The sequence below is a fragment of the Vibrio sp. Of7-15 genome, from assembly GCF_022347565.1.
Taxonomy (GTDB): domain Bacteria; phylum Pseudomonadota; class Gammaproteobacteria; order Enterobacterales; family Vibrionaceae; genus NORP241.
In genome coordinates this window covers 106,285-120,982 of sequence record NZ_JAKRGH010000015.1, presented here as the reverse complement: position 1 = coordinate 120,982, position 14,698 = coordinate 106,285, and the positions used below count along the sequence as shown (strand labels likewise).

The following is a 14,698-nucleotide window of genomic DNA, read 5'->3' as shown; positions in this document are numbered from 1 at the left end:
GACCCAAGAGATCATCATCGATACCGAAATCGGCACCGACGGTGATGATAAGACATCCGCGGTGAGCATCGACGGCATCACGGAAGACCGTGGTGAGAGCGCGAGTGACTTTATTACCAACGACAACACCTTGGTCATCAACGGTAAAGTGGAGCTCGCGACGGGTGACCGCCTGACGGTGAACTTCAACGGCACGGATTACACCACCGACAACGGTCTGGTGATTAATGCTGACGGTACTTGGACGCTGGACGTGACGGGCACCGAGTTGGCTGACGGCAGCTACGACGTGACGGCGACGGTAACGGACGTGGCGGGTAATAGCGAGCAAGCTGAGCAAACCATCGTTATCGATACTCAAGAACCTGAAACTTCAGATGGTCAGAACTCGATAGAGTTTGATGATAACTATATCGAAGATGGGGAAACTGGTAGCGTTACCTTTACAGGGCAGGTTGAAGCTGGAGCACAAGTAGGCGCTATTACAATTAGTGATGGACAAACCTTAATTACTGTAGACCCAGCTGATATTACGGTCGGAGTGAATGGCCAAGTAACGGTGTCAGGACAAGACTTATCTTTATTTGATGAAGGCAAAGTTACCGTTACGATGGAGGTGACAGACGTTGCCGGTAATGCAGGGCATGTGTCTAATGATTCCATCATTTCTTTAAATGATGCACCGACTGTTAAGTCTGTCGATTTAGGTTGTGTACAAGAAGATGCAGCTGGCGGCAAAGTCATTGATTTAAGCCTGTTATTAAATGCAGCTAATGATCAAGATAATGATCCCCTGCATTTCACAAATGTGAGTGTTGATCCTGCTCATGGCAGCGTGGATCTTGTTGTAGATGGTAACGGAGTTGTTACTTCAGCCATTTTCCATCCAGCAAAAGATTACAGTGGTAATGATGTACCATTACAGTTCACTGTATCAGATGGTGATAAAACGGCGGATGGTACAGCCGTTATTGATGTTATTGCTGTTGCCGATGCGCCAGAAGTTTCTGTCATCTTGGGTGAACCTGTGATTGTTCAGGTTGGTGGCTCTGATGGTAATTTGCCATCTTATACATCATGGGATGATGTGAAAGAACAATATGGTTCACAAGCCTTTGATATGAGTGATGGTATGAACAGTCTTGCTGATGTCGATGGTGAGTACCACTATGCATCGGTGAACCCAACACATGGCTATCAAGCTACGGGAGCTAAGGCGGATGAAGGTATTGCTGTTCGTGGCCAAGGGTTGAATGACACTATTGTGACTAACCCGTTATCTAACGCAGACGATATTTTGATTGGTGATGATGGCATCTTAGGCAATAACGATCGAGTCAATAGCTCTGATGTTAATGACACGCTGACCGCTGGCGGGGGTAACGACATCCTTATTGGTGAGCAAGGTGATGATACCCTTTACGGAGGTACAGGGACTGATACCGCTGTCTTTGCTGGAAACTTTAGTGATTACACCATTACCAACCCAGTTGTGACGAACGATGGTGGTCAGAATATTTTCTTTGCAGTAACGGATAATCACGTTCCGGCTGCTTCTCATAACGGTGATGATGGGTTATCAACAAGAACGAATGAAGGTTCTGATGATCTGTATGACATCGAGCGTCTTCAGTTTGCTGATGGTACTTATCGTTGGAATGAAACGGCAGGTGAGTGGCAAAAAGAAGGTGATACATTTGTCGAATATCCGCTCGATATCTCAGCGCAAGTGACGGATATTGATGGCAGCGAGTCGATTCAATCTGACGTTGTGTTATCAGGTCTTCCTGTTGGATCAAGTATTTTTGATGCAAATGGCCAAGAAGTAGGGACATATAATGCGGATAACAATACATGGACACTCACGGGAACAGTATCAGCAAATGGTCAGCAGGTAGATATTAATGATTTAATCATTCGTGTCCCGGCTGATAACACTAATTTTGAGATTGATGTTACAGCGGTAGCGGTTGAATCAAATGGAGATACAGCATCTGGTACAGCACAAGCAGCGCCAGCGCATGAAGTCTTTGTGGATCAGGGGGATGCGGCTTCAGCGACGTTAATGACGTTAGTGATTGATTCATCAGGTAGTATGGATGACTACAGTTATAATGTGGATGGTGATCAGAAAACGCGAATGGAAATTGCGTTAGATGCAACCATTTCATTACTGCAGAATGTGAAATCTCAGCCAGGTTCAGATTCCGTGTTGGTTCAATTGGTCGACTTTGACAATGATCTGTATGGTGATTATGACAACCAGAAGCAATCACTAGGTTGGTTTACCATTGATGAGGCGATTGCTCAGCTAAATACAGGCACTTTTGCTGTAGAAGGTGGGACTGACTATGAAGAGGCCGTGTATGGTGCAATTGATGGTTATACCAAACTGCCAGAAGGTGTAGATCCAGCCACAACAAATGATGTGGTGTATTTCATCAGTGATGGTGAAAGTAATGGTGGATGGGATAGTAACGCAGATACTGCATGGCAAAACTTTACGGCAGGTAAAGATGTGACGGCTGTGGGTATTGTTCCGCCGAATACACACAATCCGACGATTTCTAGCTTAGAAAATTTGTCTTCCAATGTGGTTTATATTCCAGATACGGAATTGAAAACTAAGTTGCCTGAGCTTGCACCAACTCTGGGCCAACCTGGTGAGTTGCTACAGCATATTGCTGGAGAAGATGGTGTGGCTGTTGTTATCGATGTAGCAAAAGTGGAGTTGCTGCAAACCATTAATGCTGATGGCTCCGTAGGGAATGCTTCTCTAACAACATCTATTGATAATGGTCAGCTTCAACTGGCGACAGAGTATGGCAGCTTATTCATTGATAGTGATGGTAGCTATCAGTTCCAGCCTGCACCAAATGCACCTGTTATTGAGCCTAGTAAAGCTGTTGGCTTAGAGTTTATGTACACCGTGGTGGATGCAAACGGTGTGGAGTCTGAGCAACAGTTATCATTGAATATTAGCCCTTCAGGTGAAACGAATCTCGCTCAAGGCCATTCACTGAGTGGTTCAACGGGTGATGATTCAATGTTTGGTACTGACAGTGCTGATATGCTCTTTGGTCAATCTGGAGATGATGATCTTTTAGGAATGCTAGGGAATGACATTTTAGTCGGTGGCTTAGGCCATGACATCTTAACGGGTGGGGCTGGTGATGACATTCTTATCGGTGGGGAAGGCCAAGATACCTTCAAGTTTAATCATGAGCCAACCTCTTCAGCTGGGGTTGAAGTGGATATTATTGAAGATTTCTCATTATCGGATGATAACCACGATATTTTGGACCTGAGCGACTTATTAGAAGGTGAAACACGAGATACGATTGAAGATTTCTTATCTATTAGAGAAGAAAATGGCAATGTTGTATTGGACGTGAGTTCCACTAAAGATGGCGATATTGAACAAGTCATTAAACTTGAAAATGTATCAATGAGTGATTTAACGGAAGGCAGCTCTGGTATGACAGAGGGCGATATTCTCCGAAACCTTATTGATAGCAGCAAGCTCGTTATAACAGACTAGCCTTGATGGTATAACAATAAAAAGCCTGCCTAGTGTAGGCTTTTTTGTTTTTAATAATAGGCTTTACGAATAACTCGTTTTACACTGTAAATTATTCGTAAATAATATGTATTATTCATTCGAGAATGTTTCAAGTATGTGGTTTAGTAGCCGCTACATAATAGAGAACGTGTATATATAAATGGTGTGATATGGATCCTATTTTAATTGGGGTGATAATCTTAGTTTTGCCTCTAATGTGGTTTTTAGTGCGTTATTTTAGTGTGTCTAAAGAGCAAGAAAGAAAAGAAGTTCAGAAGCAGCAAGCGGATGATGCTCGCCTTAAAGCACTAGAAGAACAAAGAGCGGCGGAAAAAAAAGAGCGAGTGTATAAAGCCCAAACGGGTCACGTTCCTACTCAAATGTATTTGGCTAAGGAAGCCGAGCACACGAACCCGAAAGAAGCCCTGTATTGGTATGAAAAAGCTGCGGAAAGTGATAATGAACTCGCGATGTATTCTGTGATCCGTTTATGTGATGCCAGAATGGGGGATTCGGAAGCGGAAGGAAAATCGCAATATTGGTCAAAAGTGATCAAAGCACGTAACGGCAGCGATGAAGCTAAATTTGAAATGGGCTTAGCGTTAATGAAGGGCGATGGGGTTGAGGTGAATGTTGAAAAAGGCATCTCTTTTATCGAGGAAGTGGCTGAAAAGGGAGATCTAGAAGCACAACTCTTTATGGCTGATTGGCATGTTGCTGAAGCAAACCCAAGGCCTAGTCCGAAATTATCAGCAGAATGGAACCTAAAAGCGGCTGAGAATGGTTCTATTGAAGCGCAAGTGACTTTAGGCCGCCAATATGCGGAAGGGAAAGGCATTCCCGCGAACCCTAAAAAGGCGACGTATTGGCTAGAACTAGCCGCTGAAGCTGGAGATGTTCGTGCTCAGTTTTATGCTGGGGAAATGTCGGCAGAAACGAGTGATGATGGTAATGCGATTGCTTACATTTGGTTCTGGCTTGCTGCTGAAAATGGGGTAGAAGAAGCTAAAACACGCCGTGATCAGGTTGGTCATTTAATGGGGGTTGACTCTGTTATTGGTTTACAGGGAATGGCTAAGCCCCTGCTGAAAAAAATGAGAGCGGGTAAAATTACGAAACACACCATTATTAAAGCGCTTGATAAACTGTATGAACGTCAGAGCTATTTTCCGGACGGAGATAATGAGTTTATGGTTGGAGAGAAGCCTAGTAAGTCAGATGTTGCGAGTAGTTCTGATAGTACTAAGAAAGCGGATAATACCAATTTTAGTCAATCTAAAATGGATAAATAACGGCTCACTTCTTTCAATAATAAAGCCCCACAGTGATTGTTCATTGTGGGGCTTTTTTGATGGTGTAAGTCGTGCTTGATTTGATAAAAGTTAGCTTTGCGGGAGACGATCGATGGCATCGATCAGCATAGCTGGATTTAACGTGTGAGCGACTTTTTCAATAAGCGAACCATCAGGCTTTAAAAAATAGAAATAGGAGCTATGGTCGACCGCATACTCTAGTGCTGAGTCTTTTAATTCTGTCTTGGTGTAAAGTACACCGTAACTGCTTGCTAACTCTTTTATTTGTTGCTCAGTGCCTGAAAAGCCCGTGAAGTTTTTATGGAAGTACTGAGCATATTGCTGGGCCTTATCAGCAGTATCTCTTTCTGGATCTAGGCTAATGAATATTGGCCATACTTTATTTAATTTATCTTCTGGTAATTCTTTTAAAGCGGAAGATAAGACAGCCAAAGAAGTCGGGCAAACGTCAGGGCAGTGAGTATAACCAAAATAAACAATACGAGTACGGCTATCATCGGTGTTGTACAGATCGACTTTTTGCGAGCCTGTTTCAAGTAAGCTATTTACTTCGACGGGTTGCTCTGTCGTTGATGAATCTAAAGAAAGACGAACGGTTAAACCAACACCAAGAGCAATGGCTGCGACTAAAATCCATGAACGTTTCATTGTTCCATCCTAATTGAAATATAAGCTTGATTGGTTTTACTACTGATACTTCCTTGCCATGTCATGCTGTCTTCAGTGCATATTGGTAGCATGACCTCTCCTGTGTATAAGCCTTTATCATTTAATGTGAGCGGCAATTTATACGTTCCCATTTCCATTTCTTGGCCTTGAAGCTCAAGAAGCAGTGGTTGGCTCATATTTTCTTCAGGCCACTTTACTGTAATGGTACTTGGCTTTAACGGCTGAACGATATCATCTGATAGAGTGATAATGGTATTTTTTTGTTCGCAAGCTTGGGCTCCGAGTTCGCAATAATTGTGCTTTTCTGAAGCACTGAACTGAGCAATGAGCTCTGGCGCAAAAAATCCCGCACCAAGTGCAGATACAGTCAGTATTACAGGTATCAGCTTAGAAGTAATGAATGGCATATTACATAATAAAATAAAAATTTATGAAAATTGTATCATTTAGTGAGGGTTGAGCAGAGGTTTTTCGCAGGGCTTTTGTGATCCAGATATAATAAAGGCAGCGTAGTGCTGCCTTTATTTTATTAATTGGTGGGTTATTTATTTTTTTCGGCGTAGCGCTCTAAGCCCCATACAATGCTTATTCCGATAATAAGTGAACAAATAGCCCACAGTATTAAAGAAGGCTGGCCTGTGGTTTGCTCAAACGCAAATGGCGATAAATTCTGCTCAATGAGAGGCACTTGTTCACCTTGTGAGTTTGTTCGCCAAGTGAGGGTTTCTTTCCAAGGCCATATTTTGCTTAACGTCCCAAGCATTAATCCTGTTAGAAAGATAAGGGTCAAATCACGCTGACGTTTGAGTAACCAAGATAAGAGGTGTGAGAAGCTTAATAAGCCAATTACACAGCCTGTTGCAAACAGTGCCATGGTGGCAATATTAAATTCTTTTACAGCCCCCAGTACTGGCGCATACATTCCTAGCAACAGAAGTATAAAGCTGCCGGAGATACCCGGTAAGATCATGGCACAAATAGCAATAGAGCCAGCAATAACAATATTTAGGGCAGTAGGAGACATATTGAGTGGGCTCAGCATGGTAATGCTATAAGCAAACACGGCTCCTAGTGTGAGCATGATCAGTCTAGATATTTTCCACTGTTCAATTTGCTTGAGCATATGGATCACTGAAATCGTGATCAAACCAAAGAAGAATGACCACAGAGGGATTGGGTGAGTATGCAATAACCAAGAAATGAGCTTGGCCAAGGTTAAAATACTGGTCAGAATGCCGCCAAAAAGCGCCAGTAAAAAATATAAATTAATATGATCGCAGACCGCTTTAAGGCCTTCTTTACGCCATAGTCCCACAAGGCTAGGGTTAATACGACGAATGCTCTCTAATAAGGTGTCATAAATACCAGTGATAAAAGCGATGGTGCCGCCGGAAACCCCAGGAACAACATCTGCTGCTCCCATGGCCATTCCTTTAAAAAAAGTAGATAAATGCTTCATAATGCTACGAGTTCGTTACCTTAGTTTCCTGCCATATGGCCAACTTGCCGTTATTATACCGAGTAAATGTAGAAAAAATGTATGAGTTTATTACTGGTAACAAATTACAGGTATTTCTTTGAGTTAGAGGTGAGTAAGTATGATAGAAGTGTAAATTACGACTAAAGACTTATGGCGGGTGTGAAGAAGTCGGTCTAAGGTTAAACCTGTTTCATAGTGTAAGAATCATGAGTGATCACTTAACTGCGAGGGCACGATGATGTTAAGAAAGTTATGTATGAGGTTATTTTATCCTTATGGTGCCAAAAAACGCAGTGCTGAATTACGTTCGCGGTTAGAGTTTGCTATGTCACAGTCTATTTCTCGTTAATCGTGGGTTCTAAGAATCTTCCTTCCTTCAAAAATGTGATGGTATTTTGGATGACTTCGCCATTTCTCATTATAAAGGTATGAGTAACTGGTAAGGTTATATGTTCTTTCATTCCATTCAGCTTCGTGCGTTCAACACTGACTTTCCCATCGTCGGGATTAGGCAGCAGAGTCGACAGTATCGGATTAAAGGTTCTGTTTCCTGCAATGATTCCTAGCTCGAAATTGGCGGTCCCTAGCTGGTTAGGTACACTGCGATCGTCTGTTCCTAATTGCTTTCCGGCAGGGCCATTGAGCCACTGAAAAGGTGGAAAATTAGCTAAGGCATCGACAACTTCGCTGCCTTGGTTCGGTGGTGCGAGCATCACCACTCGGCCTAAATTCTCAATTTTCTCTGTACTTAGGTATTGGCGCACCAAAATCCCGCCCATAGAGTGAGTAACAAAGTGTATACGCTTTGCCTTTCCACATAGAGAGAGTGCTTTGGGAATATGCTCAGTAGCTAAGACATCGATAGGGAAATGGGTTGAAGGGTAATCGTAATTAATGACAGAGAAGTAATTATTTTGCAGGGATTCAGCCATTTTCTCCATTGAAGAAGCACTTCTGGCAAGTCCATGCAGTAAGATGACGCATTCATTAGCGTAAGTCATGGTTGTTGTTGTCAGAAATATAAAGGCCAATAAGGCACAGCGAGTGAGCATAATTGGCCCCTATTGAATTAATGAGGGAATGATGAGAGAAACTGAGCATCCTTGCTCCGTAGTGTGTAAAGTGTGTTAGAAGCTGTAACGCATACCCAGCTGGAAATCTGTTTCTTTTAAGAAGTCGTGATCACGTTGCTGTAAGTTGGCTTCAATGCTAATTGCGTCGCTTACTTGGTACGTATTACCTAAGCGTAGCTCGATTAGGCTTTCATCATGGCCAGCTGTGCGAATGGCAGGTTCAATGGTCCAATTGTTTGTGATTTGGTGGCGTAAGCCAATTTCACCAGAAAGAGCACTGTCGCTATCGCTTAGTTTGATGTCATGACCGAATGCACGTACATGGTATTCTTTTGTTAAAGTGCTGATCCCCACTAGGCCGTAAACGCTGGTTGTGTCGTTTAGTGAGTAGAAATAGCCTAAACCCAATAAATCGTGTCCTAGGGTCAAATCGTCTTTTGTTACTACATCAGTACGCAGTTCAACAAATAGGCTATCAGTAAAGTTCCAGCTACCACGAAGGTACAAACCACCAAATTGATCTTCAGCAGATACATGAGTGCTTGATGTTTGTAACTCTTTATCTGTATTCGACAGCTGTAAACCACCTGAGATGTAGTTGTAGCTTTCACCTGCATTTACAATCTCATCGTTGCTGTCCGCTGCATTCGCCAACATCGGAAGAGAGGCAGCAATAATTAGAGGTAAAATTCGCTTAGTCATGGTTATTCCTATTGGTACTTCTTAATTGAACTGTGTTCATTTTCTTGTTGCGGCGAATGTTAGGGTAAAATAAAACAACGTGCAATTTTTTATTTTAAAAATTATTCTTTAAAGGCCCACTTGAAGGACAGGTAAAACTGTTCTTTTGCATCACCTTCTATCAATAAACCGTTTGAAGTGAGTAAGTTATCAAATGGCCAAGTGAGGATTTCTTGTAGAGAGGTACGTAGTAAAAATTTATTTTGATATGACCATTTTTCGTAGAAGGGGATTTGTGGTGCGCCCAAAATTCCTTGAGCGCATAGATACAACCAATGACTCAAATGTGATGGCTTTGTTTTGCCAAGGAGTAAATCTCCTAATAACAGGGTTTGGCTACTTGGATCACAAAATGCAATCTGAGTAGGGTGAGTGCCGCCTAAGAGTGGTGTTTGTAAGAGCTGGTGACGCCATATTGGGGGCGTACGGCAAGACAAGGCATCATCAAAAGTCAGCTCTGAGCGTTTTTGAATTAATTCCGTAGTGGCAAAAAAGTAGGCTTCGGGGTAGCTATACCACCACTCTGATAAATAGGTATGAGCGTTAAGGCATGGGCAAACCACAGCGTGCACGTTGCCCAATTGGGATAACTCTATTTGAAGCTCGGTGGACAGTTCTACCGGGGAGTGAATGAGTAATTTATTGTCCTTAAGCTTGATGACCATCATTCGGTGCACAAAAGATATTCCATGTTTGATAAATGGCATATCCAGATACCAGAGCCGGTTTGTGCTCCATTCAACCAGCATACTCATTGATTATTCGGTCCTTTTGATTGTTGTGGCTCGCCCCGCAAGAGAGCGATTGTTCGTTGAGGCTGTGTTTCAACAGTGTATCAAGATTTACGCTGAGCGTATCAGGCTTAAAAAAATTGTTTGAATTCACAAGGCGTTTATATACTGAAATATGTATTTCATAACTTTCAGGAGCACCAAGCTGAGGCGGTGAATAGCGTGGTTGCATGGATAAAGATCAAAAAGTGTCCGTTCTTACCGAAAGTGGTACCAATGAGCTTGAGATTATAGAGTTCCATTTAATTAAACAGTTACCGGATGGAGGCACAAAAACCTGCTATTACGGTATCAATGTGGCTAAAGTGCGTGAGGTGATTAAAGTACCGGAAACTACAGATTACCCCAACGCTCAAGATCATATGATTGGGGTGTTTTCCTCTCGCGAGAAACTGACCCCTTTGGTGGATCTCGCAGGTTGGCTTGGTGTCAGTACAACCAAGGACCTGACTCATAAGTTTGTCATTGTGACTGACTTCAATCACATGACGAATGGATTTTTGATCGATGGCGTTAGCCGAATTCATCGTATTTCATGGGAGGATGTTGAGTCGCCTAGTCAGTTTTTAGAGGCTGGGGAAAATGATTGTGTGGTCGCTGTGGTTCGATACAGCGGCAACCTGATGATGATTCTCGACTTTGAAAAGATCATTGCTGACATTAACCCTGAGCTTAGTATGGATAAATACGATGTCACTACTGATAAAAAAGTGGATCTAAATAGCGCGACCGTGGCAAGGCGTAAAACAAGAACCATTATGGTGGTGGATGATTCTGCGTTCATTCGTACCATGATTAAAAATACGCTAGAAGCCGCTGGGTACAATACGGTGTCGGCAAAAGATGGCGGTGAAGCATTAGAAACATTGATGGATTTTGACGCGCAATCTAAAGCGGATAATGTGCCACTCAGCAGCCTCATCGATGGAGTGATCACTGATGTGGAGATGCCTCGAATGGATGGCATGCATTTAGTGAAAAGGTTACGGGATACTGTTTCCTACGCCTCAATTCCAATTGTGATGTTTTCTTCTTTAATGAGTGATGATAATCGAATGAAAGCATTACAACTTGGGGCCAATGATACCATTACTAAGCCAGAAATAGGGCAAATGGTGGGTATGATTGACAGTTATGTATTAGATAATCCAACAGCATAAACGTGATATTTTTTGGCACTGAATATTAAAGAATATCAGTGCCATTTTTTATAAAATCAGTATTTATTTCATCAGTGATTAATTAAGAATGTATTTATAGTAATTATATTCTTATCTATATTTACCCTTTCTTTTGTCATGGTAGTGTTATTTTAATGTTATTGTTTTAAATTTCATTGCTACTGTCAAATAATACATAATCCACTAAGAATACAACTATCAAATAAGCTAGTTTAATTACATGTCATATTTTACATAAGACATGTAATAATACGTTATATGTATTGATAGATATAAATACACTCTATTTATGGTTTACTTTTTGGAGGTGATTATTACATTTAACTAAATGAGTAAAAACAATTAATTCCATTTTAATGACAGCAAATCTCGATCATGTTGATTATTTAACATTCTAGTACCCTATAAAAATAAGTTAAATATTAATTGTTGTCATAAATATAATTTAAATAAAAAGAAGAATTAATATGCAAACACGATATAAATACCCTGCAATTATATTGTGGGCGTTCTCTTTGAGTGGGTGTAATATCGAAGAAGAACAGACCCAACAGGAAGTTTCTGTATATATTCCGTTTTCCACAGAAAGTTTACCCAAACCGAACGATGGTTATGGTTATGACGATGATGGAACGCTCTCCGTACCTAGTGAACCCATTGCTTATTCAAGTGATAGTGTTTCGTTTTATCAAAGTTACGAAACTTCATTTGGTGCTTTAGATGGTTGGGGATTATGTACCGAACCTCTAATGATCCCAATTGCCAGCATTGATTCACCTCAGCGTTATGACTTAGAAGCCAGCTCTCTCACTGGGCATGTGATGCTGATTGATAAAACGACTTCAACTGTCGTAGATGCCAGTGTCAGTGCTGATGGCTCTAATATCGAAATTGCTTGTTCATCGGCCTTGAAAAGTGGCAGTACTTATTACGTGGTAGTAAGTAACGGCGTTACGACTCAATTTGGTCAACCAATAAAAGCAGACAGCCGCTTTTTAACGTTGCAAGAAACCGAAGATGAACATCTGACACCAAAAGAAATTGATATTAAAAATCAAATTAATGCAGCAAAAAGGGCTTATTCCGATGTCGGTGGGCTTGGCGACGTTGTTTATGCTGCGCAATTTAAAACACAAGACTCTTACGCAGTTTTAGAAGCGATTCGTGGTAATAATATTTCGGCCAGTTTAGGGGGGCTATCTCATAACACTGAAGGATCGAAAGAAGATTATGAGCTTTATCAAGCACCATTAACTTTACCAAATTACTTACCATTCACCGTGGATGATAAAGATAACTGTGAAGTGGATGAGTTTGACCCTATCAATAAATGCCCGGCTTTATATGAGTGGATGCAGCCAGCAGATGGTGGTACACATTTAACTTCGGGTAACCCCCTTCCCGCTTCTGAGCCACTGCAGCTGACGGCGGATATATATGCTCCTGCGGGTTGGGATCCTAGTACGCCTTTACCTGTGGTGATGTTCATTCATGGTGTGACGGCAGACAAAGGGGCAGCATCACTCATGGTTAAAGACTATGTGGCTCCTAAGGGGAATAATCAGCCTTATCTTGTGGTGGCGATAGATATGCCGTATCACGGTGAGCGGATCATGTATGACAAGTACGACAATGAAATCAGTGCCAAAAAGGATAAGAGCTTTTTTATTAATATCACGTCCCCTTTAACGTTACGTGGTAACTTGCACCAGTCGGTATCTGACTTTTTGAGCCTACGTTATGCCCTTAATAATGCTTCTTGGGCAAACAGTAATGAAGTTCACCTTATTGGCCATTCATTAGGTGGAATCATGTCTGTCATGGTGACGGAAATGACCCAAGGGATACCAGAGTTGGCGCTTACAACAGCGAACTTCGTTGTTCCGGGGCAAGGTTTAGTGAATTTAACTCTGAGTTCCAACGACTTAGGCCCTGAAACAACAGCCGCGATTAAAGGCTCTCCAGACATTCAACGTGGTATTGCTGAAACGGTTGTGCCAAGTAGCTGCCAAGCCACAAACAGTAATGAAGAGTGTATTACTGCCCTGCGTTTGTTTAAGGCTGAATCAGACGAAAACTTACTCACGGTGACACAGCTTGAAGATGATATTTACGATTTAATTTTGCCTGGTTTAAAACAAGGAGTGCAATGGAGTATTGATAGCTCAGAGCCAGCGAATTTGAATCAAAGGCAAGTACAAGCAAATCAGCTGACTTTACTTTTAGAAGCGGTAGGTAATTGTGGAGCAACCTGTGAAGTGGGTGAGTATCTGCCTGATTTTGTGATTCCGAATTATGCTGAGAACAACGTGAGAACGGGAACCGATCCGTTGGTGTCTGATTTAGGGCTCGATGTATTAAGAGCGGCGCATGAGGATCAAAACGGTATTCGTGGCGTTTTGAGAACCACAACGGGCGGTCATGGTACGTATTTATTCCCTTATGAAGGCCCAATGGATGACAGTGGTGAGCCCGGTTTTCCTGATAAAGACATTTTGATTGAAGTGCTAGGGGCAACAGGCATGCAGCAAAAAGCCGTGGCCAGTATGGTTCGTAGCCAAGGCAAAGAGGTAGCCATCAGTGATCGAGATTTAGTGCACATTGAAACCGAGGAGGTAAACTAATGCGCCGATATAGCCTTTATATTTCGTTGGCTGTGTTTTCAGCTCCGAGTTTTTCCGCTGGGTTTCAGTTAAACGCACAATCAGCCAGCGGGCTGGGGCGAGCGTTTGCAGGAGATGCCATCATTGCTGATGATGCCTCCATTGTGGCGAAAAACAGCGCGGGAATGTCACTGATTGAAAAACCAACCTTTTCAGTGGGCGGTATTTTAATTGATAGCCAAGTTGATATCAGTGATGCCAGCTATACGCCTATTTCGGGAAGCACTCAGAACATTGAGGACTTTAACTTAGACAGCAGTACTTTTGTGCCCAATGTTCATTTCGTATTGCCAATGGAAGACTCTCCTTGGACGTTTGGTGCGACGGTGCACTCAAACTTTGGTACCGATGTGCGCTTCCCTAGTGATTTTGTGGCGACCGAATTTGGTGGCACCACGGCGCTGACGAGTGTGAACTTTGGTGTGTCGGCGGCGTATCAGTTAACGCCGCAATGGAGTGTGGGATTTGGCTTAGATGCTGTGTATGGCGAAGGGGAAATATATCGGGCAGGGCTTCTGACTATTGACAGCGATGGGGTTGAGTTTGGTTTTAATACTGGCCTTGCTTATGTCGTTAATGAAGATCATCGTTTTGGCCTTAGCTACCGTTACAGTCCGGAAATGAACACTGAAGGGGACATGGCGATGACAGGCGTTCCTGCTAGTTCGCTGAATGTGCCATTACCAGATATTGTTGAGTTCTCTGGGCATCATCAGTTAACCACGAAGCTGGCTTTTCACTACAGTTTACAATGGGTGAATTGGTCTGAGTTTGATGCGTTAACTTCCAATGAATACTCTACACCTGTGAAAGAGTATCGCTGGAAAGACGCTGGACATTTGTCGTTAGGCGCAACTTATGTGTTGTCTCCTGAGTGGACAGTAAGGGGCGGCTATATGTACGATGCCTCCCCTGTGGATACATTAACGTCGTTATCCATTCCAGACACGAATCGTCATTGGTATTCAATGGGCGCGTCGTATCAGATGGCATCGGATCATAGAGTCGATGTGGGTGTGAGCTATATCTTGGGTCAAGAAACGAGCGTGAATGAAAGCTTAACGACGGTCGCTTCATCGCACATTGAATCGGTGGTGGGTGCAACCGCTTGGCTGGTGGGGATTCAATATAATCACACCTTTTAGGTTGTGTCCCGTAATTATAAAAATGCTCCTGAGGTATAACCTTAGGAGCATTTTTTATGTTATTTAACCGAAAAGCGTTA

At 42.5% G+C, this 14,698-nt stretch carries 11 protein-coding genes; 5 read left to right on the top strand and 6 right to left on the bottom strand.

Translation table 11 applies throughout. The features are described from left to right. The coding region (locus MHO82_RS15860) for an Ig-like domain-containing protein (RefSeq protein ID WP_239185187.1) at nt 1–3,541 on the top strand (3,541 nt) is incomplete at its 5' end. A 191-nt stretch (nt 3,542–3,732) separates the two neighbouring features. Then, nucleotides 3,733–4,854: a tetratricopeptide repeat protein gene (locus MHO82_RS15855; RefSeq protein WP_239185185.1), complete on the top strand. Its 1,122-nt coding sequence runs from the start codon at nt 3,733–3,735 to the stop codon at nt 4,852–4,854. A 90-nt stretch (nt 4,855–4,944) separates the two neighbouring features. On the opposite strand, the gene MHO82_RS15850 is transcribed toward MHO82_RS15855, so the two are convergent. From MHO82_RS15850 to MHO82_RS15825, 6 genes are all read right to left on the bottom strand, one after another. Continuing rightward, the gene (locus MHO82_RS15850) at nt 4,945–5,523 is read right to left on the bottom strand and encodes an SCO family protein (RefSeq protein WP_239185183.1); all 579 of its coding nucleotides are present in this window, start codon (nt 5,521–5,523) and stop codon (nt 4,945–4,947) included. Then, the gene (locus MHO82_RS15845; protein WP_239185181.1) at nt 5,520–5,951 is read right to left on the bottom strand and encodes a hypothetical protein; all 432 of its coding nucleotides are present in this window, start codon (nt 5,949–5,951) and stop codon (nt 5,520–5,522) included. The genes MHO82_RS15850 and MHO82_RS15845 overlap by 4 nt, the downstream gene beginning before the upstream one ends. A gap of 134 nt (nt 5,952–6,085) precedes the next feature. Continuing rightward, complete coding sequence (locus tag MHO82_RS15840; RefSeq protein ID WP_239185179.1) at nt 6,086–7,003, bottom strand: DUF368 domain-containing protein; 918 nt, start codon at nt 7,001–7,003, stop codon at nt 6,086–6,088. A gap of 356 nt (nt 7,004–7,359) precedes the next feature. Then, nucleotides 7,360–8,076 carry an alpha/beta hydrolase gene (locus tag MHO82_RS15835; protein WP_239185177.1) on the bottom strand — a complete coding sequence of 239 codons (717 nt, stop codon included), beginning with the start codon at nt 8,074–8,076 and terminating at the stop codon, nt 7,360–7,362. A 75-nt stretch (nt 8,077–8,151) separates the two neighbouring features. Next, a complete protein-coding gene (locus MHO82_RS15830; protein WP_239185175.1) occupies nt 8,152–8,799 on the bottom strand; it encodes an outer membrane beta-barrel protein in 648 nt (215 codons plus the stop codon). Between the two features lie 101 nt (nt 8,800–8,900). Continuing rightward, the gene (locus tag MHO82_RS15825; RefSeq protein WP_239185173.1) at nt 8,901–9,593 is read right to left on the bottom strand and encodes a DUF4336 domain-containing protein; all 693 of its coding nucleotides are present in this window, start codon (nt 9,591–9,593) and stop codon (nt 8,901–8,903) included. 206 nt (nt 9,594–9,799) lie between these two features. Between MHO82_RS15825 and MHO82_RS15820 the strand changes: the two genes are divergently transcribed. From MHO82_RS15820 to MHO82_RS15810, 3 genes are all read left to right on the top strand, one after another. Further along, the gene (locus tag MHO82_RS15820) at nt 9,800–10,789 is read left to right on the top strand and encodes a chemotaxis protein (protein WP_239185171.1); all 990 of its coding nucleotides are present in this window, start codon (nt 9,800–9,802) and stop codon (nt 10,787–10,789) included. A 488-nt stretch (nt 10,790–11,277) separates the two neighbouring features. Further along, nucleotides 11,278–13,434, top strand: coding sequence for an alpha/beta hydrolase-fold protein (locus tag MHO82_RS15815; RefSeq protein WP_239185169.1), 2,157 nt, complete (start codon nt 11,278–11,280; stop codon nt 13,432–13,434). Beyond that, nucleotides 13,434–14,618, top strand: coding sequence for an outer membrane protein transport protein (locus tag MHO82_RS15810; RefSeq protein WP_239185167.1), 1,185 nt, complete (start codon nt 13,434–13,436; stop codon nt 14,616–14,618). Before MHO82_RS15815 ends, MHO82_RS15810 begins: the two co-directional genes overlap by 1 nt. Nucleotides 14,619–14,698 lie beyond the last annotated feature (80 nt).